General features: G+C 40.4%; 28 protein-coding genes and 1 other RNA gene. 10 read left to right on the top strand and 19 right to left on the bottom strand.

Features of this window, described 5'->3' with window-relative positions:
• Nucleotides 1-46 precede the first annotated feature (46 nt).
• From lepB to HWE15_RS00570, 7 genes are all read right to left on the bottom strand, one after another.
• Nucleotides 47-1,123 (bottom strand): signal peptidase I, encoded by a 1,077-nt coding sequence (lepB, locus tag HWE15_RS00600; protein WP_290505554.1) that lies wholly within the window; start codon nucleotides 1,121-1,123, stop codon nucleotides 47-49.
• A gap of 11 nt (nucleotides 1,124-1,134) precedes the next feature.
• The gene (dapB, locus tag HWE15_RS00595; RefSeq protein WP_290505553.1) at nucleotides 1,135-1,857 is read right to left on the bottom strand and encodes a 4-hydroxy-tetrahydrodipicolinate reductase; all 723 of its coding nucleotides are present in this window, start codon (nucleotides 1,855-1,857) and stop codon (nucleotides 1,135-1,137) included.
• Nucleotides 1,858-2,433: a DUF5683 domain-containing protein gene (locus HWE15_RS00590; RefSeq protein ID WP_290505552.1), complete on the bottom strand. Its 576-nt coding sequence runs from the start codon at nucleotides 2,431-2,433 to the stop codon at nucleotides 1,858-1,860.
• Nucleotides 2,434-2,468: 35 nt separating this feature from the next.
• On the bottom strand, nucleotides 2,469-3,380 hold the full coding sequence (locus HWE15_RS00585) for a ParB/RepB/Spo0J family partition protein (protein ID WP_290505551.1): 912 nt from the start codon (nucleotides 3,378-3,380) through the stop codon (nucleotides 2,469-2,471).
• Nucleotides 3,373-4,164, bottom strand: coding sequence for a ParA family protein (locus HWE15_RS00580; protein WP_290505550.1), 792 nt, complete (start codon nucleotides 4,162-4,164; stop codon nucleotides 3,373-3,375). Before HWE15_RS00580 ends, HWE15_RS00585 begins: the two co-directional genes overlap by 8 nt.
• A gap of 289 nt (nucleotides 4,165-4,453) precedes the next feature.
• The gene (gene yidC / locus HWE15_RS00575) at nucleotides 4,454-6,253 is read right to left on the bottom strand and encodes a membrane protein insertase YidC (protein ID WP_290505549.1); all 1,800 of its coding nucleotides are present in this window, start codon (nucleotides 6,251-6,253) and stop codon (nucleotides 4,454-4,456) included.
• A gap of 31 nt (nucleotides 6,254-6,284) precedes the next feature.
• Nucleotides 6,285-7,904, bottom strand: a complete 1,620-nt coding sequence (locus HWE15_RS00570; protein WP_290505548.1) for a CTP synthase — start codon at nucleotides 7,902-7,904, stop codon at nucleotides 6,285-6,287.
• 471 nt (nucleotides 7,905-8,375) lie between these two features.
• Between HWE15_RS00570 and HWE15_RS00565 the strand changes: the two genes are divergently transcribed.
• From HWE15_RS00565 to HWE15_RS00550, 4 genes are all read left to right on the top strand, one after another.
• Entirely contained in the window at nucleotides 8,376-8,777 is a 402-nt protein-coding gene (locus HWE15_RS00565) for a hypothetical protein (protein WP_290505547.1), read from the top strand.
• A gap of 269 nt (nucleotides 8,778-9,046) precedes the next feature.
• Nucleotides 9,047-9,517: a hypothetical protein gene (locus HWE15_RS00560; RefSeq protein ID WP_290505546.1), complete on the top strand. Its 471-nt coding sequence runs from the start codon at nucleotides 9,047-9,049 to the stop codon at nucleotides 9,515-9,517.
• Nucleotides 9,514-10,938: an HD domain-containing protein gene (locus HWE15_RS00555; RefSeq protein ID WP_290505545.1), complete on the top strand. Its 1,425-nt coding sequence runs from the start codon at nucleotides 9,514-9,516 to the stop codon at nucleotides 10,936-10,938. The genes HWE15_RS00560 and HWE15_RS00555 overlap by 4 nt, the downstream gene beginning before the upstream one ends.
• 13 nt (nucleotides 10,939-10,951) lie before the next feature.
• Nucleotides 10,952-11,656, top strand: a complete 705-nt coding sequence (locus HWE15_RS00550; protein WP_290505544.1) for a tetratricopeptide repeat protein — start codon at nucleotides 10,952-10,954, stop codon at nucleotides 11,654-11,656.
• 383 nt (nucleotides 11,657-12,039) lie between these two features.
• Here HWE15_RS00550 and HWE15_RS00545 read toward each other — a convergent pair whose 3' ends face one another.
• The 8 genes from HWE15_RS00545 to HWE15_RS00510 all read right to left on the bottom strand — a co-directional run bounded on the left by HWE15_RS00545 (nucleotide 12,040) and on the right by HWE15_RS00510 (nucleotide 17,871).
• The gene (locus HWE15_RS00545; protein WP_290505543.1) at nucleotides 12,040-13,275 is read right to left on the bottom strand and encodes a S8 family peptidase; all 1,236 of its coding nucleotides are present in this window, start codon (nucleotides 13,273-13,275) and stop codon (nucleotides 12,040-12,042) included.
• 174 nt (nucleotides 13,276-13,449) lie between these two features.
• Nucleotides 13,450-14,829 carry a S41 family peptidase gene (locus HWE15_RS00540; RefSeq protein WP_290505542.1) on the bottom strand — a complete coding sequence of 460 codons (1,380 nt, stop codon included), beginning with the start codon at nucleotides 14,827-14,829 and terminating at the stop codon, nucleotides 13,450-13,452.
• Nucleotides 14,830-14,892: 63 nt separating this feature from the next.
• Nucleotides 14,893-15,603 carry a cell division ATP-binding protein FtsE gene (locus HWE15_RS00535; protein WP_290505541.1) on the bottom strand — a complete coding sequence of 237 codons (711 nt, stop codon included), beginning with the start codon at nucleotides 15,601-15,603 and terminating at the stop codon, nucleotides 14,893-14,895.
• Entirely contained in the window at nucleotides 15,604-15,807 is a 204-nt protein-coding gene (locus HWE15_RS00530; protein ID WP_135074115.1) for a fructose-6-phosphate aldolase, read from the bottom strand.
• A gap of 52 nt (nucleotides 15,808-15,859) precedes the next feature.
• Entirely contained in the window at nucleotides 15,860-16,519 is a 660-nt protein-coding gene (gene fsa / locus HWE15_RS00525) for a fructose-6-phosphate aldolase (RefSeq protein WP_290505540.1), read from the bottom strand.
• 105 nt (nucleotides 16,520-16,624) lie between these two features.
• An RNA gene (gene ffs / locus HWE15_RS00520) (signal recognition particle sRNA small type) lies at nucleotides 16,625-16,713 on the bottom strand.
• Between the two features lie 103 nt (nucleotides 16,714-16,816).
• Nucleotides 16,817-17,248 (bottom strand): VOC family protein, encoded by a 432-nt coding sequence (locus HWE15_RS00515; protein WP_290505539.1) that lies wholly within the window; start codon nucleotides 17,246-17,248, stop codon nucleotides 16,817-16,819.
• A gap of 35 nt (nucleotides 17,249-17,283) precedes the next feature.
• Nucleotides 17,284-17,871, bottom strand: a complete 588-nt coding sequence (locus HWE15_RS00510; protein WP_290505538.1) for a hypothetical protein — start codon at nucleotides 17,869-17,871, stop codon at nucleotides 17,284-17,286.
• A 115-nt stretch (nucleotides 17,872-17,986) separates the two neighbouring features.
• On the opposite strand from HWE15_RS00510, the gene HWE15_RS00505 reads away from it, so the two are divergent.
• Nucleotides 17,987-18,529: a hypothetical protein gene (locus HWE15_RS00505; RefSeq protein WP_290505537.1), complete on the top strand. Its 543-nt coding sequence runs from the start codon at nucleotides 17,987-17,989 to the stop codon at nucleotides 18,527-18,529.
• 10 nt (nucleotides 18,530-18,539) lie between these two features.
• Here HWE15_RS00505 and HWE15_RS00500 read toward each other — a convergent pair whose 3' ends face one another.
• A complete protein-coding gene (locus tag HWE15_RS00500; RefSeq protein ID WP_290505536.1) occupies nucleotides 18,540-18,671 on the bottom strand; it encodes a hypothetical protein in 132 nt (43 codons plus the stop codon).
• 72 nt (nucleotides 18,672-18,743) lie between these two features.
• On the opposite strand from HWE15_RS00500, the gene HWE15_RS00495 reads away from it, so the two are divergent.
• The 4 genes from HWE15_RS00495 (at nucleotide 18,744) to HWE15_RS00480 (ending at nucleotide 23,117) form a co-directional block, all read left to right on the top strand.
• Nucleotides 18,744-19,907: an MFS transporter gene (locus HWE15_RS00495; RefSeq protein ID WP_290505535.1), complete on the top strand. Its 1,164-nt coding sequence runs from the start codon at nucleotides 18,744-18,746 to the stop codon at nucleotides 19,905-19,907.
• The gene (locus HWE15_RS00490; RefSeq protein WP_290505534.1) at nucleotides 19,904-20,626 is read left to right on the top strand and encodes an acyl-ACP thioesterase domain-containing protein; all 723 of its coding nucleotides are present in this window, start codon (nucleotides 19,904-19,906) and stop codon (nucleotides 20,624-20,626) included. The genes HWE15_RS00495 and HWE15_RS00490 overlap by 4 nt, the downstream gene beginning before the upstream one ends.
• Before the next feature lie 83 nt (nucleotides 20,627-20,709).
• The gene (locus HWE15_RS00485; protein WP_290505533.1) at nucleotides 20,710-21,777 is read left to right on the top strand and encodes a c-type cytochrome; all 1,068 of its coding nucleotides are present in this window, start codon (nucleotides 20,710-20,712) and stop codon (nucleotides 21,775-21,777) included.
• Nucleotides 21,774-23,117, top strand: a complete 1,344-nt coding sequence (locus tag HWE15_RS00480) for a hypothetical protein (protein WP_290505532.1) — start codon at nucleotides 21,774-21,776, stop codon at nucleotides 23,115-23,117. Before HWE15_RS00485 ends, HWE15_RS00480 begins: the two co-directional genes overlap by 4 nt.
• A gap of 20 nt (nucleotides 23,118-23,137) precedes the next feature.
• Here HWE15_RS00480 and HWE15_RS00475 read toward each other — a convergent pair whose 3' ends face one another.
• Together HWE15_RS00475 and HWE15_RS00470 are read right to left on the bottom strand one after the other, a co-directional pair.
• Nucleotides 23,138-24,130: a 2-hydroxyacid dehydrogenase gene (locus HWE15_RS00475; RefSeq protein ID WP_290505531.1), complete on the bottom strand. Its 993-nt coding sequence runs from the start codon at nucleotides 24,128-24,130 to the stop codon at nucleotides 23,138-23,140.
• 3 nt (nucleotides 24,131-24,133) lie between these two features.
• A complete protein-coding gene (locus HWE15_RS00470) occupies nucleotides 24,134-25,306 on the bottom strand; it encodes a hypothetical protein (protein ID WP_290505530.1) in 1,173 nt (390 codons plus the stop codon).
• A gap of 124 nt (nucleotides 25,307-25,430) precedes the next feature.
• On the opposite strand from HWE15_RS00470, the gene HWE15_RS00465 reads away from it, so the two are divergent.
• Nucleotides 25,431-25,850, top strand: a complete 420-nt coding sequence (locus tag HWE15_RS00465) for a Dabb family protein (RefSeq protein ID WP_290505529.1) — start codon at nucleotides 25,431-25,433, stop codon at nucleotides 25,848-25,850.
• On the opposite strand, the gene HWE15_RS00460 is transcribed toward HWE15_RS00465, so the two are convergent.
• Entirely contained in the window at nucleotides 25,851-26,258 is a 408-nt protein-coding gene (locus HWE15_RS00460; protein ID WP_290505528.1) for a hypothetical protein, read from the bottom strand.
• Between the last annotated feature and the right edge of the window lie 28 nt (nucleotides 26,259-26,286).

Below are 26,286 nucleotides of genomic sequence, written 5' to 3'. Positions count from 1 at the left end.
TCAACTACTGGGCTTTGAATTTTTATAACTCCTCAACAGGAAGGGGTTAACTAATCCCTTTGAAAATTCTATTCCATCGAATTTTACTGAAGAAAGATTCGAATTCATCCAAAGAAAGCCATAGGAACCAAGCTTTTCCAACGATGTGATCCTCTGGGACAAAGCCCCAATAACGGGAATCCAAGGAATCGTGGCGATTATCCCCCATCATGAAATAATAATCTTGGTTGAAGGTGTAGGTGTCTATTTTTTGTCCATTTATGAACAGCTGCCCATCTCTAATATCAACCTGCTCATGACCTTCATAATTTTGAATAGTGGAGCCGTATCGCATCACATTGTCCTCGGTCATTTCAATCGTCCAATCTTTACCTGGAATCGTAAGGGGACCAAATTGGTCACGGTTCCATTCTAGTTTCATTCCATCAGGAAAAATCCCATTTTCACCTCTTGGGCTCATGATCCGCTTTCGAACTTCCGTGATTACAGGAGATTCTTTTAGCCGATTAATCACAAGATCAGTGGCATAAACTATATATCCAGAACCATCTGGAAATGCCATGAAACTTGCTGGGTTAATTCCATAATCTGCGAAAAAATCAGCATTCAGCATCCTACTCGTGAGAACATCATAAGAATATTGCATTTCTTCGGGCTTCATTCCGGGTTCTCCATTTACAAAAAGATCCCCGTTTTTAATTTCAATTACATCCCCAGGTATTCCAACGGCACGCTTGATGTAATTCGTTTTTAAGTCATTTGGAAATTGAAATTCGACAGGATAATTAAAAACAACCACATCGTTTCGCTTCACGTCTGTGAATCCAGGTAGACGATAATAGGGGAGTTGGATAGCATCAGAATAGGAGGAAAGTTCCGTCCCCCAGATTTTTTGATGAGTTAAGGGAACCTGAAGTGGTGTCTTCGGGATTCGGGTACCATAGTGCATTTTGCTCACAAATAGAAAATCACCCACCAAAAGGGATTTTTCCATAGAAGCTGTAGGAATGGTAAAAGGCTCTAATAAAAGCCATCGAATTAAACTTGCTGCTACTACTGCAAAAACTAAGGCATCTAGCCATTCACGTGCAGCGGATTTTTTCTTTTTGTTGGATGTACTCATGTTTATTTCGTTCAGAATGAAAGAAAATCATTCATCGTTAAAACTCCTTTTTTTCCAGGCAGCCATTCCGCCACCAAAACTGCGCCAAGTGCAAAGCCCTGCCGGCTATGTGCAGTATGCGAAATTTCAATATCGTCTATTTCTGATTGATATCGAATTATATGTGTTCCTGGCGCTGGATCGATCCGTTTGGATGTAATAGGGATGCTGTGTCCGTTATCGGACGTGCTATCGGACAAATGCCAGTCTGTTTTTTCATCCTGATTTTTTATGATTCCCTCAGCCAAGGTTATGGCTGTTCCTGAAGGAGCGTCCTTTTTAGCGGTATGATGGATTTCTTCAATGCTTACATGGTAGCCACTGGTTTCATTCATGAGTTTTGCCAAAAACTCATTCACCTTGAAGAAAATATTTACACCAATGCTGAAGTTGGAAGCATAGAAGAATCCTGTTTGTTTTTCAACTGCCAATTGGTCTATGCTTGCTTTTTGGTCAAGCCACCCTGTAGTTCCTGAGACGACTGGAATGCCGTGATTTAGACACCAACTGAGGTTGGAAACAGCCGCTTCAGGTTGGCTAAATTCGATGGCTACATCAATTGAAGAGGGATCTACTGTATCCAACAATTCTCGATTTGTCTCATCGATTTTCAAAATAATCTGATGGCCTCGGGATTCGGCAATTTCACCGATAATCTTTCCCATTTTGCCATATCCCAATAGAATGATGTTCATTTATTTGAAATTCAATTTAAAGCTAATTCCCATTCCTTGATTTTGAGCGGTAAAACTCTCAAGGGAAGGTTCGATTGATAAGCTTAATTCGTCAGTAATATCAAATCCCGAAAGATGTGCATCCACATTGGCATCGATAATATTCAATGCATAAATGACACCTAACAATAAAATGGTTAAGTCCCGGTTGCGTCTCCAATAATCTACGTTACGTACCAAGGCATCCCTGTTCAAGGTTGGGAAAATCGTAGGGTCCCCATCATCAAATGCAAAAAGCGCTTCCCGAAAGACTTGGTAACGACGGTTGTTGAAACTAATAAAGTAAATATCCGTCATGAAACCTGCATAGAGAATAGGCACTTTCCATGCTTTTCCATTGTAAACTTGTCCAGCTCCAGGTAGCACTGCAGAAAGGAGTGATGCCTTTCTAGGGTTTTTTGGAAGAGAGGAATAATCGGGTTTCTCCTTTTTTTGCTTTTTTACCTCTACTCGAACAGTGTCCTGTTGTGCATTCGAAGCTGTTGGAATCAGAAATAAATAAAAAGAAAACCCCGCTGCCAAACAGAGGGTCTTCAAAATTTGATACCGATGGAGGGAGTTCCAGTTCAAAATCAGATGATTTCGAGAATTTCTAATATCCTGTTAAGGTCAGAAGCCGAATGAAAAGGAATTTTGATTTCTCCACGATTTTTGGTGTCAGACTTTAGTGACACTTTCGTTCCAAAATGAGAGGCCAGTCGCTGCTGAAGCTTATTCAATTCATATTTTTTGACTGGATCCAATTCCGGTTTTTCCTTTTTTCCGGTTTTACCTTCATTGAGAGCCTTTACCAAAGCTTCTACTTTTCGAACACTGAGGTCCTCTTCAACCGCTTTTTTGAAAATTGCCAATTGCTTGTCAATATCATCTATGTTGATCAAGGCACGCGCGTGACCCATGGAGATTTTCTGATCCCGAATTGCAGCTTGGATTGAAGGAGGTAATTTTAGAAGCCGCAAATAATTATTTACAGTTGTCCGATTTTTTCCAACTCGATCCCCTAATTCTTCTTGCTTAAGATCGCATTCTGCAAGGAGACGCTGATAAGATTGCGCGATTTCCAGGGCATTTAGATTTTCCCGTTGAATATTTTCAATCAGGGCCATTTCCAGCATTTGCTGATCGTTGGCTGTTCGAATGTAGGCGGGAATTTTCTTTAATCCTGCAAGCTTGGATGCTTGAAATCGTCGTTCTCCGGAAATAAGCTGATACTCGTCCTGGTCCAGCTTTCGTACGGTAATCGGCTGGATGATTCCCTGAACTTTAATGGATTCAGCGAGCTCTTCCAATGCCTCTTTGTCAAAATGGGTCCGAGGCTGAAAAGGGTTTACTTGGATAGATTCCAAGGGGATTTCAAAAATCCCGGTCTTCTGAACTTCAGGTAGAATTTCTTCTGAGCTGTTCTTAGCGGGGCTGTCTTGTAATAAGGCTCCTAACCCTCTTCCAAGGGCACTTTTTTTTCGATTAGGTTTATTGTCAGCCATGAGTCTCAGTTTCTTTTTTCAGTCCGTTTTTTTCGGCAATCTCATTGGCCAAATTTAAATAAGCTATTGCTCCTTTTCCTTCTGCATCAAATGCAATGGCAGGTAAACCAAAACTTGGAGCTTCTCCCAAGCGGACATTTCTTGGGATAATGGTTTCAAATACCATGTTTTTGAAATGAATCCGAACTTCCTCCACGACTTGATTGGAAAGTCTAAGACGGACATCATACATGGTCAATAATATTCCCTCTATTTCCAAATCCGTATTCAAGCGGGTTTGGATGATTTTTATGGTATTCAAAAGTTTACCCAAACCTTCCAATGCAAAATACTCGCATTGTACTGGGATGATTACGGAATTGGCTGCAGTTAGTGCATTGATTGTGATTAATCCTAAGGATGGAGAACAATCAATAATGATGAAATCATACTGATCACGAATCCCGGAAATCACCTCCTTCATCTTTTCTTCCCGGTTTTCCATATTGATCATTTCCACTTCTGCCCCAACCAAATCAATATGGGAAGGCACAAGGTCCAAATATTCAATATCGGTTTTGATAATGATTTCCTCTACAGGAATTCCATCAACCATACATTCGTAAATACTCGTGCTGATTGATTTCGGGTCTTGGCCCAAACCGGAAGTTGTGTTGGCCTGAGGGTCTGCGTCAATCACCAGGGTTTTGTATTCCAAGACCGCCAAACTTGCAGCAAGGTTCATCGCGGTTGTTGTTTTACCAACTCCACCTTTTTGATTGGCAATGGCAATGATTTTTCCCATGGTTGTGATCAAAATTTAAGATTCAATATTAATCAAAATCCGCACGCTAACGAGCGATTTACTCCCTTTTTTTACATGCCTAATTCTTCGTAAGAAATCTTTTTTTCGGGGGTTTTAAAGGTAGAATTCGACCCAAACCCTTTAATTATCAATTATTTAGGACTTCTGTGGTTTCGGCTTTAGCAAACTGTTAAAGTTTGTTGTTTTCAATTTTGATCCACATCATAAGTAAGGCTGTTTCAAAGGAGCATTTGATAGCAACAAAAAAAGGGCCTAAAGCCCTTTTTGATTATTTTTTCCGATTTGCATCTGCTGCCTTCATCGCATCTTCCAAACGCTGTTGGAATTTGGATTTTTTCTTGTTTGCATTTTTCACCTTGTTTTCTTCTACTTTCTGACGGATTTTTTGATCGTCTACGAATAGCTTGATTAAGGCTTGTTGACCGAAGGTGACTACGTTCGAAACAAAGTAATAGAAGCTCAAACCAGCAGGGTAAGAGTTTAGGATAAACATAAACATTACCGGCATGATGTAGCCCAAATTTTTCATTGGACCTGTAGCCGTTGTCAGCTGATTATTAAAATGGGTGTAAATAATCTGTGAAACGGTCATCAAAAGCGTAAACAAACTTACATGGGATCCATAGAAAGGAATTGTAAACGGCAATTTGATGAATTCATCATAGGTAGAAAGGTCCTTCGCCCAAAGGAAAGATTCCTGACGGAGTTCGATAGAATTTGGGAAAAAGAAGAACATTGCAAATAAGAAAGGCATCTGCAACAAGAGAGGCAAACATCCTGAGATTGGACTAACCCCTAATTGCGAGAAAAGCTTCATTTGCTCTTGCTGCATTTTGGTAGGGTCTTCACCGTATTTCTCCTTTAGTTCGTCAATTTCAGGTTTGATAACTCGCATTTTTGCCATCCCGATATAAGACTTGTAAGTCAAGGGAGACAGGGCGAGTTTGATGATCAAAACAATTAAGATGATGATCACCCCATAGTTGTCGAAGAATTTCTCGAGGAAAGCGAATAGGTTGACAATGATGTATTTATTCACCCAGCTCACAAAGAAGTAGCCCATGTCTACGTTCTTTTCAAATCCCTCAGTGACTCCTTTTAAAACTTTGTATTTATCTGGGCCAAAGTAATACTGGTAGGAAGCTTTTCCTGAATTAAGTGGGATATTCAACTGAGCCTCCATGTTACGTACAAACATGCTGTCTGTAGGAGTGCTTTGTGCTAAGCTAACTTGATTGAACGGTTCATCAGCAATAATACCAGCTGTAAAAAATCGCTGACTGAAACCAATCCACTTTACAGGTTCTTCTGGAATATTGGTTTCTGGAGATTCTCCCACTCCCAAATTGTCATAAGAACCGCTCGCGGTGTAGTAATTGACTTGGGTTTTTCTTCTTGATTCGGCTAAATCCCGTTCATGGGCACGCGCTTGATCTTTCCAGTCTAGCGTGACGCTGTTTTGTGTGAAAACACCTGCAAACCGATCAATTTCTAAGCTTTTTTCTACCTGATAAGAATCTGAGGGTAGGCTGTATCGCTGAATCAGAGAACCACTTTCTGTACTGGCACTTAGTGTAAGTACTTTTGTTTCTTTTCCATCTTCCGATGTTTCAGTCGATAGATTAGGTGCGAAAAAGAAATCCTCTAATTGAACGGGGCCACGGGAAGTAGTCAAGGTATGGGTCATGGATGAGGATTCATCATCCAATAGATATAGATCGCCTCCTTCCCAATTTTTATATTCCTTCAGGATTACATTTTTGATGCCGGCTCCCTTTGTAGAAATTTCCAAGCGGATCAACTCGTTTTCTAAGGTAACGAGCTCTTCTTCTCCTAAAGTGAATGTGGCCAGAACTCCGTATTCATCCAGCTTTTCCTGCGATAAGCTGTCAGATTCAGGCTCGGCTAAAGTAGCTTGATCTTGGATGGGCTCTTCTACAGAACTTACCAGTTCATTTGTCTGGATCTCTTCGGTAGGTGGTACTTCTGGGCCACTCGCAAAAAAGATGGAATAAATGAGGATGACCGCAGCAAATAAAATCAGCCCTGTTGCTTGATTTCTATCCATAATAATTGGTTCCCGGAAATTCGGGTTTCGTTTACTTTATTTTTTTGTTTTCAATAGCTGCTTGAATAAACTTCACAAACAACGGTTGAGGATTGAGTGCTGTACTTTTATATTCCGGATGAAATTGAACGCCAACAAACCAAGGATGGTTTTTAATTTCTACAATTTCCACAAGACCTGTCTCCGGGTTTTTACCAGTAGCGATCATACCTCCTTCTTCAACTTGTTCCAAATAGAGGTTGTTGAATTCATAGCGGTGACGATGGCGTTCCTGGATTTTTTTACTTCCATAGGCCAAATACGACTTGCTTCCTCGTTTGAGTTCGCAAGTATACGACCCCAATCTCATTGTTCCTCCCATTTGTTCGATTTGCTTTTGTTCTTCCATCAAATCGATGATTGGATGATTGGTGTAAGGGTCCATTTCTGTACTGTTTGCCTTTTCCAGTTCCAGTACATTTCGGGCAAATTCTATAACTGCCACCTGCATTCCAAGACAAATTCCAAAGAATGGGATTTGCTTTTCCCTTGCGAATCGGACTGTTTCAATTTTCCCTTCAAATCCACGCTCTCCAAATCCTGGGGCAACTAAGATTCCATCAAGATCTCGTAGTTTGGATTCGTAATTGTCTGTATTGATTTCTTCTGAAGAAATCAGGCTAAGATTCACTTTGCATTCCACAGCAGCTCCTGCATGCGTGAAGGCTTCGATGATGGATTTATAGGAATCAGGAAGGGAAACGTACTTTCCGATAAGACCAATATTGACTTCTTGAGTTGGATTTTTCAATTTTCCTAAGAAGTCCTTCCAGTCTTCCAAATCCGTATTTTGTTTAGAAGAAAGCTTCAATTTGGAAAGGACACGTTCATCTAACTTCTCCTTTTTCATCAAAAGGGGAACATCATAGATCGTTTCCGCATCCATGGCTTCGATTACACTGTTAAGCTGAACATTGCAGAAAAGAGCAAGCTTTTTCTTTACCTCAGGAGGTAAGTGATATTCGGTTCGACAAACTAAAATGTCTGGCTGAATCCCTGCTTCAAGCAGCTGTTTTACTGAATGCTGGGTTGGTTTCGTTTTTAGCTCCTTGGCAGCTTTCAAGTACGGGATGAGTGTCAAATGAATAACCAAGAAATTATTCGGTCCCAAATCCCATCTCGCTTGTCGGACAGCTTCAATGAAAGGAAGTGATTCGATATCTCCTACACAGCCACCGATTTCTGTGATAACTACATCGTACTTTCCTTCCTGCCCCAACTTGTAAAAGTTGGATTTAATCTCATCCGTGATATGAGGGATTACCTGAACGGTTTTCCCAAGATATTCACCTTTTCGCTCTTTGGTTATGACGTTATTGTATATTCTCCCGGTAGTGACATTGTTGCTTTGGGAGGTTCTGATATTCAAAAAACGCTCATAATGGCCTAGGTCCAGGTCTGTTTCAGCCCCATCGTCAGTCACATAACATTCCCCATGTTCATAGGGGTTGAGTGTTCCTGGATCGATGTTAAGGTAAGGATCGAATTTTTGAATTGTCACCGAAAAGCCTCTTGCTTGCAGAAGCTTTCCTAAAGAGGCTGCAATAATTCCTTTTCCTAGTGAAGAGGTAACTCCGCCTGTGATGAAAATGTATTTGGTGGATGAGGCCATAAGAATGAGCTGAGGTGTGGGTTTGATCTTGGATTCTTATGGGGCTCAAAATTAAGGAAATTATCCGATTTAGTAGAGGGCCAGGCTTATTTCTCCCATAAAATTTTAAAAAGGGAGCAGGCCGTCATACCAAATAAAAAAACTATTGAATGATTTTTCCTTAGATGTAAAATTGAATGCTGAAAATAAAAAACGTAGATAGTTTAATTATTATAGATTTTAATTTTTGGAATTTTTCAGAGTGATTTTTCTAAAAAAGAGAAAGCATCAAAAGGAAATTCGAACATATACTAATAGAAAAAAGTCTATGTCAAAAACAATGATTAGTCTTGGTTTTGGTTTTTGAACCTTATACGAATAGAGATTTGAAGGAGTTTACGTTAAGTTTATGTTATAATTTTTAATAATTGTTTTATAAATCTAATATATAACTATATATTGTCGTTTGTTTTAACTATAAACAATATTCTTATGAGAGAATTAATTAAAGAAGCTATTGCTGACTTGAAAAAAAATGATGGTTTTGTCTATGTGACTGCTGAAGGAAAAAGAATAGATCTTCATGAAGCGGCTGCTAGAGGAATTGCTGTTACTCCAGTAAACCCAAAGGATGACGTCATCAAGAAATTAGAAAATGCAGGATTATTTTTAACTGATGGTAGATTCGTTAATGATTTAAATGAGTTGATCGGTTTGATTACCGGACAGTCTACCGGAAAGACTTCAAAAAGAAGAACATTCTCTGATGCTGAAAAAAGTAAGATCCTTGCTGAATGGGAAAAAGTTGCTGCTGCAGGTAAGAAAACCAAAGCTGCTTTCGCTAGAGAAGTAGGTGTAGGATACCAAACATTTATCAATTGGTTGAGAGGATAATAGATGCATCATTTCTAATCAAAAAAGGCAGGACTCACTGCCTTTTTTTATTTTTATATTATCATAACAACTTAAGGGTTTTGTATTATTTTTTGGTTAGTATAAGGTCTAACCTTATCAAGGCTAACGTCTAATAAAAAATAATTCAATTTACTTTGGGGATTATGCTTCAACTTTCAGGCCTCAAACTTTTTAATAGAAGGAGAAATTGGGCTTTCTGACCTTTGCTCTCAGATATCTGTTTATTTTTGTGCAAAAATTGAGAAAAGTTGGATCAAAAGGTAATAGCAGCAGGGCTTCAGAAACAGAGACTATTCCGAATTCGAGAAGGGAACAAGAAAATCATCACCTTATGCAAAATGAGTGCATGGACTCCTGATCTGGGAAAGGATTGGGTATTCTTGCTTTTTGATCTTTTTCAGATTCGCTCAGTAGCAGGTCAATTTTCGGAAGTATCCTTGGATATTGTAGAATTCGCCTCTAAACCCACTCTGTATCATACCGAGCCTGGTCCAACCATTCCCAAAGATCTGGTTGACAACGGACAGGTACGATTTTCATTGATTCGGGATAAAGAGTGGAATAAGTTGCTTTTCCAAATTTCGGAATTAGTGCTCTGCAAAATCGATAGTGATGGAAAACCGGATCAAGAGACGGACTTGTATTTTCCACTTTTTAGTCCAAACCTCAAAGAATTATATCTGAGTCCCGAAGGGGATGTCAAAATCATCAAAGGATGAATTTCAAAAATAAGCTGGATCAAAACCCTTTATTTGAAAAAGTCGCCGCAGCTGGACAAAAACTGGGCGTAGATACCTATGTGGTAGGTGGCTATGTGCGGGACTTATTAATGGGGCGAGAAAGCAAGGATATTGATTTTACTTGTGTAGGAAGTGGGATTGAACTAGCGGAAGAGGTGGCAAAATCCTTCGATTTCCATGTGCCGCTTTCCGTTTTCAAGAATTTTGGCACTGCAATGCTAAAATTAGATGATTCAGAATTGGAATTTGTCGGCGCAAGAAGGGAATCTTACCGGTCCCATAGTCGGAAGCCAATTGTAGAAGATGGCACCTTAATGGAAGATTTAGAGCGGAGAGATTTCACGATCAATGCCATGGCAATCTCCTTGAATAGTGGGAATTATGGAGAATTGCTAGATCCATTTGGGGGTCAGAGAGACCTAAAGCGTAAATTGATCAAAACTCCCTTGGATCCCAATGTGACTTTTTCTGATGATCCTTTACGAATGATGCGTGCGATACGATTTGCTGCTCAATTAGAGTTCGATATTGAACCGGACACCTTTTTTGCTATTCAGAGCAATGCACATCGCTTGAAAATTGTTTCTGCCGAGCGGATTGTCACCGAGCTTAATAAGATTGTCTTGACCAAAAAACCTTCCTATGGATTCAATTTATTGTTTGCGGGGAAGTTATTGCATGAGTTTTTCCCTGAGATGGTGGAATTACAGGGGGTAGATACCGTGGATGATAAATCCCATAAGGACAATTTCTACCACACCTTACAGGTATTGGACAATGTAGCCAAAGTCAGTGATGATTTATGGCTGCGATGGGCTGCTATCCTACATGATATAGCCAAACCCGCTACGAAACGATTCAACCAAAAGTCGGGCTGGACGTTTCATGGGCATGAAGATAAAGGCTCCCGAATGGTCCCTGGAATCTTTAAGAGACTGAAGCTTCCAATGGACGAACGTATGAAGTTTGTCCAAAAATTAGTGCGTCTTCATCTGCGCCCTATTGCTTTGGTTAAGGATGAAGTGACGGATTCCGCTTTACGTCGATTGCTTTTTGATGCCGGTGATGCCATTGATGATTTGATGAAGTTGTGTCGGGCAGATATTACTTCAAAGAATAATAAAAAAGTAAAGCGCTATTTGGAGAATTTCGATAAGGTAGAACGAAAGCTTCAAGAAGTAGAAGAAAAAGACCAGGTTCGAAATTTCCAACCACCAGTAAGTGGAGAAGAAATTATGAGCACATTCGGACTTAAACCATCGAAACTGGTAGGGGATATCAAAGAAGAAATTAAAGAAGCTATATTGGAAGGCAAAATCAAAAATAATCCCCAAGAGGCTCGGAATTTGATGATAGAAATTGCGAAGCGAATGGGGCTTTCACCTCAAAACAAGAATTAAACTAAACTAAACCATGAAGCGAATATTGCTGATTTTCATGCTTGGGCTTTTTGCCAATGCATCTTTTTCTCAAACGACAGATTCCATTCCCCAGCTGGATCCTAAAACCAAATTGGCTCTGAACATTCAGGACCAAGCCGCTTATCAATTGGCCATGCGCTACAATGACCCGCAATTGGCGAAAGGTGCGTTGTATCGATTGATTGTTAGGAACCCTGAGAATTTGAGATTTCAAGAATTATTGGGAACCCTTTATTTTGAATTAGGGCAGGCTACTTCAGCTGCGTTGGTTTCCTTGGATATTTTGGAAGTGAATGACCGAAATATTGGAGCTTTGGAAATTGCAGCCTACTCTTTGGAACAAGTGGGTGCGCTTGATCGAGCCTTGCCACATTATGAGCGTCTTTATTTGCTTACAGGGGATAACTTCAGCCTTTATAAGTCCGGATTTCTTCAGTATTCCTTGAAGCGCTATGAAGAAGCCTTGAACTCGGTCAATATGCTTGTAAAAAATGCCAAGCCGGATGAGAAAATTGGTTTTCCGGTTTCTGATACTGAAACGCAAGAAATCAGCATCAAAGCCGCAGCCCTTAATCTTAAGGGAATGATTTATATGGATCAAGGTTCGAATTCAGAAGCGAAGACTGCATTTGAAGAAGCTATCGAACTCGATCCAAGTTTTGAGCTTGCAAAAGAGAATTTGAAAAAGACGCAATAATTAAAAAAAAGGGAAGTATTTAGGTAAAAGGTTGTCTATCTAGGCAGCCTTTACTTTTTTATATGAATAGGAGATAGGCGAGGGTGGTGGTGACTAGAGCTAACAAAAAGCTTAAAAATAAGATTCGGATGTAGTTTACTGGGATTTTTATGATCTCGTCAGACTCCTTTCTTAAAAAAAATTTTTTGGGACGAATAACTCCCTGTACAATAGCCAGTATACCCAAAAAGTAGATGGTCAGAATAAGTAAGAAGCTCGCAATTTCTTCCATATCTCGAAGGTATTCAAAATTTTCAATCCTAAAAGCGCGGGTTCAATTCGTAACAATTTGATAATAAAAGAAAAAGCGACCGATTCGGCCGCTTTTTATAGATGAATGATAATTATTTTATCGCAATTGGGTCACGATTTCCGTCTGGGTCACTGATTGAAGATCCTCCGTTTCTAGGATTTCCAGTTAAAAGGATTCCGGCAACGTGAGGAGAAGCCATAGAAGTACCGTTGTATAAAGCATAACCTCCTCCTGGGACAGTTGAAAGCACTCCAACCCCTGGAGCGGCAAAGTCCACAGGTGGGTTCCCATAGTTAGAGAAAGAAGCAAAGACATCGCTACTATTCGTTGCCGATACTGTGTAGATATTAGGATGGTTTGCACTGGCAGGAGATCTTGTTCCAGCATCTGTACTTTCATTTCCAGCGGCTAGTGCCACCTTTACTCCAGATTCAGCTAAGGCGATCACCGCGTCGTTTAGTGCTGTAGAAAGAGGTCCGCCTAAACTCATATTTGCCACATCTACATTGGAGCCTTTTGCAGTTACAAAATCAACTCCTGCAATTACGCCGGAGTAAGAACCAGATCCCCGACTATCCAATACTTTGACTGGGACCACCGTTGCCCCGGCTGCAACACCTATCACTCCTATACTATTATCTACTGCTGCAATGGTTCCCGCTACATGCGTTCCATGCCCACTTCCATCTTGGGAAAGATCAGCGTCTTTTCCTTTAGTGAAGGCGTTAAATCCTAAACTAACATCTACATTTAGGTCAGGATGGCTAGCATCGATTCCTGAATCAATCACATAGGCTTTACCATTTCCGGTGTAGGTGTCTCCTCCTCCTACTCTAGTAATTCCCCAAGGAGTTTCTTGTGCAGGGCCACTTCCTCCACCATCACCTCCATCATCCCCACCTGGGCCTTTTCCGGGAGGTGGGGCAAGAGCAATTACCCGATCCGGTTCGATAAACTTCACCGCAGGGTCTTTGGATAGTTTTTCGTATTCTTCATTGGTTAATTCTACAGAAAATCCCTCGATGGAACTTCCATAAACATAGCCTAAGCTGGCTTCTGCGATATCATATCTTGCCAAGATGTCCATGCTGATTTTTCGCATGGCCGCTTGATTACTGGCATAGTCTTTTGTTTTTCTAAAATTCAAATTCGTCGCATTTAAGCGAACGATATACTTTCCAGGAATAATGTCTCCATTTTGGAATTTTACATATTCCACGACAGAGTCATTGATCACCGGACTTTGTTCTTGGGGCATACAGGCAAAAGCCATCGCTCCAATAACCACCCCTGCCATGGAGACAGGTTTTCTCAAGATGTTTTTCATTTTGTAAAAGGTTGGTTGGTTAAAATAATTTTAAAATTTTTCCCACTAGGGTAGAATTTCAAACCTTAAATTATCCGATTGTCAAAATATTCCAAATGTTTTTAAAAAGTAGTGCTTAAAAATTTTTCAAAACCAAAAAAAAAGAGCCCCTTGTTTGGAGCTCTTAATAATGTTTTAATTCATCGATTCAATCATTCGCCCTGTGCGGACTTTATGATCTAAGGTACTTCCTAGATCTGTTCGGTCTAGCTTTTGAAAACGTCCCGATGGAGCTTCGCCGGTGATTTGGGAGATGGCGGTTCGTAAAAGCTGTTCATTGATATCTCCAAAAGGGCGCAAGCGTTCCGTTACTTCTCTAGCAGAAATATTCGGTGTAAAACCGGTCGTGTAGTCGGACTCATCCAAGCTGTTGAAACTTTGGGTAACGATAGGCAAAATACCATAAGGGTTCTGCGGATTATCCTCATCCTCAAAGGGTATGGATCCTACGTTTTTCCCCGTTGTCACATCCCCAATCAAGAAGACATCCATGTAGGGCTTCAAACCATTGATAATCAATTCTGATGCAGAAGCTGTTCTTCTTGAGGTCAAAATGTAGATTCGGTTCCCGTCCAAAATATTCCCCAGATTTTCAGATTTGGTTCTGAATGGAGTTTGTACATTTTGGAAGTCATCAAATTGACTCAAGAAACTATTGTATTTCGTTTTTGAAAAAATATCATTTTGATCCACGCTTGGTGCGATTAAACTTGCCAAGTTGACTGCGGAGGAAACAAATCCTCCCCCGTTATACCTGAAATCAACGATCAAATGACTAATCCCTTCTGATTTGAATTTGGCGAAAATGCCATCCATCTCATTATCATAGGCGGTACTTCCATTTCCTGGTCCTGGAGCGAAGAAGTGATAAACGACATAGCCGATCTTTTCATTGTTGATCGTGTAGATGGTGTCTAGGAAATTAGGATTTTCGGCTAACTGTACCACATTTAATTCCAAATTGCCTTGATCTTCATATTGGTTTGTTCCCTCATTAAATCTCAAATAGCTGATAAAATGAGTAGCAGATATGCCTTCTAAAACCTCCCGATAGTTATCAATTGTCATTGCTTCTCCATTGATAGCTTGGATGACATCTCCGCGTAAAAGACCAGCAGATTCGGCAGGGCTATTTTTCTTGATATAGGTGATTTCGGCAACAACTAAATTAGAATTTTGGCTATCCGTATAAAGTATGAATTCATAGCCTGCCTCTAGGGTAATCCCATTGAGGGAATTGATCAATTCTTGGTAGTCTGGGTAAATTACCGAAAAACGGTCGGTTGGACGGTTTAGCAGTGCTTCAAAGAAATCTTCAGGATTAGAAGTTTCAGCAATAGGATTCCCCATATCCTCTAACCAATAGTAAACCTGCTCCATGATTTCATATATCCATTGGTTTACCGCAGCATTGGAACCCGGATCAACAGGTGGTTCGGGATCTTGATTGTTACAGGAAAATAGTCCAAGCAGGGCAAAGACTAGGAAAAGCGGAAGTCCTTTGAATATTCTCATAAACGGGTGTTTTTCATTCCTTATCAAACGCAAAATTGAGAAGGCTGTTGTGTCAAGTAGGTTTTACCACGAAGAACCAAAGGAAACGTCATGTGTTTGACTATCCAACAGTTTTCCATTTTCACATTTGAGTACTCGGTAGGGGTATTTTCGAAGCAATTCGTGATTATGCGTAGCCATTAAGATGGCTGTCCCTTTTTTGTTGATTTCCTGAAATAATTTGAAAATGCCATCGGCTACATCCGGATCCAAATTCCCGGTAGGTTCGTCAGCTAGCAGGATTGAGGGTTCGTTAAGCAATGCGCGGGCAATAACTACCCGCTGTTGTTCTCCGCCACTCAGCTGATGAGGCATTTTACTGGAAGAATTATGAAGGCCAACCTGAAGTAAGACCTCGGCCATTCGTTCTTTAATTTTCACCTTGTCTTTCCAACCCGTTGCTTTCATGACAAAGGCTAAATTCTCAGCGACTGTGCGATCATTGAATAGTTGGAAATCCTGAAAAATGATCCCCAGCTTTCTACGTAAAAAAGGAATCTCTTTGGTTTTAATGGATTTTAGGTGAAAACCTGAAATCTCTACATCTCCAGCTTTTAAAGGAAGATCGGCGTATAGGGTTTTCAGAAGAGAACTTTTTCCACTTCCGGTTTTTCCAATCATGAAAACAAATTCATGCTGTTCGATTGAAAAAGAAACATCCGAAAGAATAGGATCTACTCCTTGAAAAACGGTGACATGATCAACCTTGAGGACCGGTTCTGTTTTGAAATCCATTTATAATTCCAGTTTTTGCAACTTACCGAAAGGTAGTTTTTCGATTAATTCCTGAAGTTCTTCTTCTTTGCCCTCCAGTCCAAATTTCTCTGGATTTTTCATGGGACGATCTGCTCGAAAGTATGCAACGAGGACAAAATTTTCATCCCGAATTTGGATGTAGTCAGGAATTTTTGCTTTTCCTTTTACTTTGATGATATACATGTACGTAGAGAAAATATGGCTTTTCTAGTAATGAAGAAAAGCCATGTTTTGTTTACTTTCCGGCTGCTTTGGCGTGGTCTGCCAGAAACTGTGCCAAACCTTTGTCAGTCAAGGGGTGGTTCAGTAATCCAGTGATTACTTTCAGGGGACAGGTGGCTACATCTGCACCAATTTCAGCACACTTGATGAGGTGCATGGTGTGTCGAATACTTGCTGCCAACACTTCTGTGGTGTAATCATAGGTTCGATAGATATGTACGATTTGCTCGATTAACTCGAGGCCATCGAAAGAAATATCATCTAATCGACCAATGAAAGGGGAAACATAGGTAGCTCCTGCTTTTGCAGCCAATAGGGCCTGGCCTGCAGAGAAAATCAACGTACAATTGGTTCGGATCCCTTCGCTGTGGAGGTATTTGATTGCCTTTACTCCTTCTTTAATCATAGGAATCTTCACCACGATTTTATCGTCGAGTTTGGCAAGTTCTTTTCCCTCCCGAATCATTCCTTCGAAATCGGTGGAAATCACTTCGGCACTTACCTTATCATCTACAATGTCACAGATTGCTTTGTAATGGGCGATAACTTGTTCATCGCCACTTATTCCTTCCTTAGCCATCAAAGAAGGGTTGGTGGTTACCCCGTCCAATACACCTAAGTCATAGGCTTCCTGAATTTCGGCAAGGTTTGCGGTGTCAATAAAGAATTTCATGAATAATTAGTTTTGGTTGAAAGCAATGGAGAAAATTTCCATTAAAGCAAAGTTAAAACTTTAATCAGGATAAGGAATTGAATTTTAAAATTCAGAGAGGTCAAAAAAAGAGGCGGCATCGCACCGCTACAACCGCCTACCCTTGCTTCCTTCCGGACCTGGGGGATTCAGCAGGAGCTGGTCGTGCCGCCGGGTGGCAAAGGTAAGGCAAAATTTACTCAAATCAATACTTTCTTTGAAAGTTTGAGGCTTTTTCAAGTTTCGTTTAAATTGGTTCTTGAATGTCTTGGACTTAGATCAGGCCTCGCCAGGTTTGAGGTCATAATTGATCATCCAACTTACCCCAAATTTATCTTGGAAGCTACCAAAATAAGCTCCCCAAAAGGTTTTTTGAAATTCCATTTCTACCGTTCCTCCTGCTGATAATTTCTTGAAAATCTCTTCCCCCGATTGTTTACTATCAGCATCTATAGAAAGGTAATTTTGATTTCCGATAGTCAAAGGTTTTCCCATGTCAGTTAGTGTATCAGATGCCATGATTTTGACCTGATCATTGATACGAAGGCTCACATGCATGACTCGTTGTTGATCGACTTCGGCTATGTCCATACCCGGGATTTCACTAAAATATTGGATACCTCCTTCGAGTTCTCCTCCTAGAATGGATTGATAAAATAGAATAGCTTGCTCTGCTTGACCGTCAAAATTTAAATAGGGGAAAATTTTCATAGCATAGAATATAGAAGAAATCAAGGTAAGGATTATTAGGAGGTTTTATCAATTTTGAAGCTTAAAAAAGAAAGGATTAACCCAGCGAATGAAATTCCTAATGCAAGGGAAAGATTGCTATAAGACACGCCGATCGAAACCAGCTGTAATGCAAAACCAACGCCCCAAACCAAATGTCCTTTGAGTGTTTTTTTGGTTCTAGATTTTAATTCAGAGGAGGTTTTTCCTTCAGAAAGTAAAGGGTGAAAAAAATCCCGATAATGCCAAAGAATAAGCAAGTTTAAGAGGAGAAGAAATCCTAAGACAAAAGGGGTGCCTTTCCAATTCAAGGAAATCGTTATGATGAGAATATTCAAAATCATCGGAACAAGCATTATGCTCCCGAGAAGTTTGTATCGGGTAGTGAAAAGCATGTAGCCAATTAGGATTTGGGAGAACGCAATGAATTTTCCATAAAACCCCAATTGGTATTCTTCCAATTGTTCAATCAACCATGTAGGGCCAATCCAACCGAAATATTGATGTTCGGCAAAGAGTTTGGCCATCCCTGCTCCAAAAAATGTAAATCCCAAAAATACTGCGATGACATTTAATACTATCTTTTTTGTCTTGGAAGAAATCATGCTGCCTTTTGGGGATAATGAGGGGATAATTTAAAAGTTACGGGTCATGCGATTTTTATTCGAAAATCCATTTTCTTTCTAATTTAGGAAGATCTAAATCCAAATCCTGTTTTTTATGTCTACAAGTGAATTAGCTCCTGGAAGTAAACTCCGTCATCCCAAGTTTGGTGTAGGAATGATCCTCTCTGCTGATGAGAGTTGTTACAAAATCTATTTTTACAATACAGAAGAAATTAAAACCCTGGCTAGGGATTATGATGGCTTCGAAATTGAAGAAGCTAAAAAGCCGGACTTTCCCATGCTGACCGTGAAGGATGTGGAAAAAGCGATTCGAGAGGCTCTAGTTCAAACTTCGGAAAGAGCTCCAATCGTTCCTTTGGGCGGGAAATGGATAGGAGGAGTTGTGACTTTAGAACCTGGAGATTCCATTCTTCAGTCCAAGGAAATTCCCATGGAAACTTTTTTCCATAAAATTGTAATGGTGAGGGAAAAGCTGCGCGTTTTGGAACAAAACATCAATAATCACCCTAAGCTTGATGATGAAGATCGAGTACATTTGCAGCAATACATTACCCGCTGTTATGGTTCCTTGACCACCTTCAACGTACTTTTTGCTTACAAAGAGGACCAGTTTAAAGGAAGTGGAGGAAAGGATTAAAAGTTGGTAATTAAGGTTTTTGAAAAACCCGGCCGATAATGAATCGAATTAAAAGAATGATGGTGAGGATGATTCCTCCTACAATAATAAATTCCATAGGTGCATTTTCTGATAAAACAGGGCTACCTTCAAATAGTTTCACAAATTTAAAAAGGTTGGTATAGTAGCTGGGGAATTCTGTAATTTTGTATTCCTATTCGCTCAAACCTATTCCATGAATTTCCTTATCAAACGCCGGATTGCCCTCGGAAGCATGTTTTTTTTCCTAGGGCTTTGTTTTGCCAGCTGGGCAGCTCGAATTCCTGATATTCAGGCTAAGTTTGATTTATCGGAAGGGCAACTAGGGTCCATTTTGCTTTTCTTACCGATAGGCTCTATGATAGGTTTGCCTATAGCCGGTTGGTCAGTTCATCATTATGGGAGTAAAAAGGTCATTTTGTGGGGAAGTTTTTTTTATGCATTTAGCCTACCGCTAATCGGTTTAAGTCCCACTTTGTGGATGCTTATTTTGGTTTTAGTGATGTTTGGGCTTTTGGGTAACATCATGAACATTGCCTTAAATACTCAGGCCTTAGATTTTGAAGACGATTATGGACGAAGCATTCTGGCATCCTTTCATGGCCTGTGGAGTATGGCAGGTTTTGTTGGAGCTGGAATTGGAGCTGTTATGATTGGATTAGGCTGGATTCCATTTTTTCATTATCTGGTTGTAGCAGGTATTTCAGTAGTTATTATCCTATCAAGTAGGTCCTATATTTTTGAAGAAAAATCCCGTTCAGAAGCCGGAGGGTTAGTTTTGAAACGGCCCGATGAATTGTTGTTACGCGTGGGATTGATTTCCTTTTTAGGAATGATGACGGAAGGCTGTATGTTCGATTGGAGTGGGGTGTATTTCAAAAAAGTAGTGGAGGCCCCGGTGGAATGGGTTACCTTAGGTTATGTGGCTTTTATGGGAACCATGGCGTCCGGGAGATTTATTTCAGATCGTTTCATTCAGCGTTTTGGTAAAGTCCCTGTTATACGAAGTAGTGGAATTCTTATTTTTTCAGGGCTAATGATTTCGGTTATTTCTCCGACGATAATTTGGGCAACTGTTGGCTTTTTGATGGTTGGCTTTGGGGTGGCTTCGATTGTTCCCGTTTCTTACAGCGTAGCTGGTCGCTCTACCTTGTATTCTCCGGGAGTTGCCTTGGCATTGGTTTCTACCATTTCATTTTTTGGATTTTTGATCGGTCCTCCCTTGATTGGATTTATAGCTGATTTATTTAGTCTAAAAATATCTTTTGCATTGATTGCGGTAAATGGACTTGGAATAGCACTTTTGGCTACGATTCGGCGCAAGGTTTTTTCTCAAATTCAAACCCCAAGTCAGTCATGAGTACACCTCAATCTTTTCAATTCGATCGACAGTTCGAGATTGGTTCTTTTCAAGTAAATCCTTCTGGATTCTTACGAATCAAGGATTTGGCTGATCTTTTTCAGGAGGTGGCCTGGCGTCATGCAGATTCGGGTGATTTTGGAAGAGTTTTGCAAAAGGAAAACCGAATGTGGGTCTTATCCCGCTTAGAAATTCAAGTTCTTCGGATGCCGGTTTGGGGTGATGCGGTTCGGGTATTTACAGCAGGAAGAGGGGTGGAAGGCTTGTTCGCTTTTCGGGAATTTTTGATGGTAGATGCAGTGGGTAATCCTTTGGCTAAAGGAATGAGTTCATGGTTGCTTTTGGATGCCGAAACCAAGCGAATTACTAAGCCAGAATCGGTTTTGCCGCCAGAATTGTTTCAGTTGAATAAAAAACCGGAATGGATTCCTGAAAAGCACCGAATTAAGGAGTTTGGCGAAAAATCCCATGAAGTAAGAGTTCAGCCCTCCGACTTGGATCTTCAAAATCATGTAAATAACACCAGCTACCTCCGATGGATAGAAGATTGGGCTGTTTTGCAAGGGAGGAATATAGCGTTCATTTCTATCAATTATTTGGCTGAATGTTTTTTAGGAGATCAGGTCGAAGTTTTCTCATCTTTTCAAGAAGGAAAACAACAAATAGTTGGAATGATCGAGGGGAGAACTGTTTTTACAGCTCGGCTCAAGTTAAAATGATTCCTAATTAAATTCCTCTTGTGACGCAAGTCACAGCATGGAGGGGTGGATTTTTGCCAGATTTGCAGTAGATTGAAATTAAAATGAAGCAAATAGGTAATAAATCGTTCATTCAATTAATCGGCCTAATGGTTGGTTTATTGGCTTTGATCACCGCTTTAGTAGGTGTAATTGGGCTGGTTCTATTTTTAGCTTATTCTGGAGTACGTTTGGATGTAGCCTCACCGGATGAATCTCAAATGTTGGCGGCTGTTTCAGCACCGGCTCCAGTGGTTAAAGCCTTGGAAGATCCTGCTGGAATGTGGAAGGCTCCGGATTGGGCTTCAGTTGAAAATGAACCGAATGCAGATGATATAAAATACGGCCGGGAATTGATTGCAAACACCGCAGCCTATTTGGGTCCAAATGGTAGTGTTCGTAAAATTTCCAATGGCTTGAATTGTCAAAACTGTCACCTTAATGCAGGTACCGCTCCTTTGGGAAATAACTATGGCGCAGTTGCGGCTACATATCCAAAAATCAGAGCACGTTCCGGCAAATCTGAAGATATTCCCAAGCGTATAAATGATTGTTTTGAAAGAAGCTTGAATGGACAGGGGCTTGAGCGCAACTCCAAAGAAATGATAGCGATGGTCGCTTACATGGAATGGCTGGGTAAGGATGTTCCCAAAGGAGAAAAACCAAAAGGAGCTGGTATCTACGCGCTTCCTTTACTGGATCGGGCTGCTGATCCCGTTCGGGGGAAAACGGTTTATGAAAACCAATGCCAAAGTTGTCATCAAGCTGATGGACAGGGAATCGCAAAACCTGACGGAAGTGGTTATACCTATCCGCCACTTTGGGGTCCTCATAGCTACAATAGCGGCGCAGGATTATATAGACTTTCGAGATTTGCTGGCTATGTACGGGCAAACATGCCTCTCGGTGCTACTTATGAAAATCCATTAATCTCAGATGAAGACGCATGGGATGTGGCTGCCTATGTCAATAGCTTGGAAAGACCAAGTAAGGATTTGGCAGGGGATTGGCCAGATATCTCCAAGAAACCTATGGATCATCCCTTTGGTCCTTACAGTGATGGATTCTCTGAGGAGCAGCATAAATTTGGACCATTCAAACCCATCGTAGAAGCCAAAGCTTCCGGGCAATGAAATATTGGATTGCGCTGATTTTTCTAATCAGCTCTTTTTCTTCCTTTTCTCAAGATCAGTTAAAAAACATCCAAGTATCTCCAACATTTCATTGGAGGACTTTTTGGATGAGTACGTCCTACCCGGAGGATTTTAGGGATGATTATGCCTTAGGAACCTCTGTCGCCGTAGGTTTCCGTGCCAAAGTTCATCAGAAATGGACTGTTCAGGCCTCCTATCGTGGGTTTGCTAATGTTTTCAGTTCGGATATCTGGGAATTGGAACCTTATTCAAAGCGTGAGAATCGCTATGAGACAGGCTTGTTTAATTTTTTAGAACCTGGTCAGCAGGTTTTTGGAAGTCTTGAAATTTTGAACCTAAGTTATCAGACTAAATCTTGGAAAGTCGCGGTTGGGAGAATGCCTATCAATACGGCATGGATTAATCCGGCGGATGGCCGATTAGCGCCAACATTGATGGAAGGGGCAACTGTGAGCTATTCTCCTTCCAAGTCTTGGAAGTTTTCGGGTTGGTACATCAATAGATTCCGGGTAAGAGGGACAAATCAATTTCTAAATATTGGTGAATCCATTGGTGTTTATGGCGTAGGTCGGGATGAAACTGGTGCGACTTCAGCTTATCAGGGAAATACCCACAGTAATTTTGTGAGTGTGGTTCAAGCAGAATTTTTTAAGGAAGGGCACCATTATACCTTCTCACATACCTTGGCAGACAATCTGTTTTCTACATTTTGGGGAGACTGGAATTATAAATTCCCGAAAAAAGAGGGGGGATTGAGCTGGATACTTGGAGTGCAAGCTGGGTATCAGCATGGAATAGGTGATGGGGGTAACCCAGAGTCAACTTTCAGGTATAAAAATCCGAATGACCAAAACTGGGTTATTTCGCTTTCCGGAGGTTTAGAGTATGGAAAAGGAAAAACGGTTTTGGGCTTTACCCAATTGGGAGGGCAAGGTCGTTGGTTGAGCCCGAGAGAGTGGGGGAAAGACGCCTGGTTTACCTTTGTTCCAAGAGAAAGAAATGAAGGGATGGGACAGTTAACTGCACTTACCTTGCTTTCAGAATACAATTTAGGTAATCAATGGAATGTCTATGGCCATTTTGGGTTTCATTGGCTTCCAGACTTTGCTGATGCAGCGGCAAACAAATATGCTTTCCCTTCCTATCGGCAGGTAAATCTTGGAGTCAAATTCAAACCCGAAAAAATGCCAAAAGCAGATTTTCATTTATTGGTCATGAACAAAGAGGCATTGGGATCGCCTACTTTAAGCCCTGCTCAGCGATACAATAAAGTAGAGATGATTCATGTAAATTTTATAGTCAACTTTCGAATAGAATAGATTTCCCAAGCGGAAGGGGCTTACATTTTCACCTCATTGATCAATTTTTCATTTTTTTCAAAAGCGGTAATATTTTCCAAGGTAGTCTCAGCAATTTGATCCAAAGCTTCCCGAGTCAAAAAGGCTTGATGCCCCGTAATAAGTACATTGGGGAAGGTCATCAAGCGGGCGATTTGTTCATCTTGTAGAATTTGCTCTGAAAGATTTTCAAAAAACAAATCCTCCTCCTGCTCATACACGTCAATCCCTAGAAAACCAATTTTACCCTTTTTTAAAGCTGAGATAACAGATTTGGTTTCAATCAAGCCTCCTCGGGAAGTATTGATCAACATGCAGCCGTCTTGTATTTTTTGGAGTGATTTCTTGTTGATGATGTGATGGGTTTCTGGAGTCAACGGGCAATGCAGGGAGATAATTTTGGATTCTGCGAATAGTTTGTCAAGATTACAATATTCTACTCCCATGGCTTTCATTTCTTCATTTTCAAAAATATCATAGGCTAAAATCCGAACACCAAAACCCTTGGCTATTCTACAAAATGCTCTGCCAATAGCGCCTGTGCCAATTACTCCGATTGTTTTTCCATGAATATTACATCCTGTGAGCCCTTCCAGTGAAAAGTTGGATTCACGAACCCGATTGTAGGCCTTATGAGTTTTACGGCTAAGTGTCAAAATCAAGGCAAAGGCATGTTCAGCAACTGCTTCGGGACTGTAGGCAGGAACTCGGACAATAGTTAGCTTCAATTCCTTGGCGGCTTGAAGGTCAACTTGGTTATATCCTGCACAGCGAAGCGCAATCAATTTGATACCTAAAGAAGATAAGTTTTTCAAGGTGCCTTCATCAAGCTGATCATTCACGAAGGCACAGACAGCATCATGCCCTTGGGCAAGAATTGCAGAATGTTTATCCAGTTTTGCTTCAAAAAAACTCACTTGGTGAGAAAATTTGGGAAGCCATCTTTGAAAGCTTTCCCGGTCGTATTTTTTTGTACTAAAAAAAGCTACTCTCATTAATCAGGAATCTTTTACGAGTCGGTAAATTGAAAATCTTGTTTTTTCTTCTTCAAATTCAGGGTTTTCAGGTTCTTGGACTAAAAATTTCCCATCCCCTAATCCAAATAAAATAGAACCAGGCACTGATGGAAGTTCTGCTCCAACCTGCTTCCCATCTAAGATAATTATAATACTATTTTCTTTGGTATCAATTGTTGGAGTGTAAGTAGCATCCTCTACAATTCGAGTTTGGTAAGCGGCCTCGCTGATTCCTTTATAATAATTGATAAGGAAAAGATTAGGTTCAAGTTGGATTAATTGCTTGTTTCTTCCTGCCAAGAAGCGAAGTGGGGTAATTCGTTCGTCATTTCCCTGCGTACCGATAGGAACGGGAGAATAGGACATAAATTCTTCATGCTCCAAAGGAATGGTCTGAATTAATTCATATCCCGGGAGTTGGTAGACTTCTATTTCTTTTGAAAGTCCATGTAAGAGCCAAAGTTGATTTTTATCGTGATCAATGACAAAGGTTTTGGTCATCAATTCCTGGTAGATACCTTCTGTGGTTTTATAGGGGCTTTCTTCACGGTAGGGAAGAACTGATTGCATATCTCCACTCTGTATATCAATTTGGAAGAAATTCTTGAGGGTGTCTCTTCCTTCTTCATTCATAATCAAATAATGAGCGGATAGATAATTACTTGGGCCAACAAGATAGAACGTACTGTCTTCCTTTTGGAAATATTCAGTTCTGCCCATTGGGCCGAACGTGCGTATTGGAAGGGGAGATTGGATTCGCTGATCTTGAAGGACTTCATAATTGGAATCGTAGGTTACAATTCGAAAAGGCAATTCAATGACCCGCTCTTGATTTGGCCCAAAACTAATTCCTATTGGATTCCAGTTTCCATAAAAATCTGGTCCTTCCCCTTTCTTTTTGACCCGGTTTAGAATTTTCCCTTCCTCAGAAATTTCTAAAATTTCATCTTCTACCATGGAATAACCCAAATAAATCCCTTCTTCAGGTGAGTAGTCTCTAATAAAAACACGTGTCAAATTTTGGACTTCAAAGGAATCTATCTTAGCAAGGCGGAAAGGGTTTTCATTGTCGCTTTCTTGTATTGATTCCTTTTGAGAACAGGAAGCCATAAAGGCAACAATTCCAAGAAGAAAGAGATATCTATAATTGAACATTATATAAATATTTAGTTTTATTATTTAAATATCGTTGAAGTTAAGCAATATTTTATTTTCTATGTAAAAGAGGAAGCGAAAAAAATATTTTCCGCTTAATTCGTGTAGATCATTTATCCACATCATGAAAAAAGCATTATTTATCTTTGTCGTTTTGGGTTTATTTTCTTGCCAAAACCAACAAACCGAAACCATCCGAGAAATGGAAACTTCCGTCACCAATGAAACCAAGCCTGACTCAGTATTGCGGCATGTGGTTTATTTTTCCTTCCAAGAAGCTTCTTCAAAGGAAGATATTCAGCAAGTAATCGACGCTTTCCGTAATCTACAGAACGAGATTCCGGAAATAAAATCATTTGAATGGGGTGTTAATTCTAGTCCTGAGGGAATAAATAAGGGGCTCACACATGCATTTACTCTAACATTCCATTCTGAGGAGGACCGAAATACCTATTTGCCTCATCCTGCTCACAAAGCATTTGGAGAGATACTAGGGCCTCATCTGAAAGATGTTTGTGTGATTGATTATTGGACGAGACACTAATTACTGATCAAAAGGAACCCCCGAAGTATCGGCTTTCCCGGTTTCCTTTACTGCCAAGACTTCTGTTACGATGAAATTACTGGCACCTCTCCAAGGGAGTTTACCATTGTATTCCTTGTATCGAAGTTCGACGTGCTTGCCTGAGGATCGTTCTAGTTGAACAGCGACTTCTTCATCAAGCACGCTGAATCTGAATTCATTGCTTTGAAGTGCGCCTGCGGTCGGGCTTTGGAATCCTTCCTGAACGATTCGGCCTTCATAGGTTTTAAAAATGATTCCCTTTTTCATGAAATAATTGAGGGATCCGGCTTTCACACCTTCACCAAAAACAAAAAAGAATTTCCACCAAATAAAAATTGATAGCGATACAATAAGGATTAAACCCGCGATCCAAGCGACTTTTTTCATGGTTATTATATTTTGTTGTCTAAATATA

The sequence above is a fragment of the Algoriphagus sp. genome, from assembly GCF_013373065.1.
Lineage (GTDB): Bacteria > Bacteroidota > Bacteroidia > Cytophagales > Cyclobacteriaceae > Algoriphagus.
This window is presented reverse-complemented; position numbering and strand designations above follow the sequence as displayed.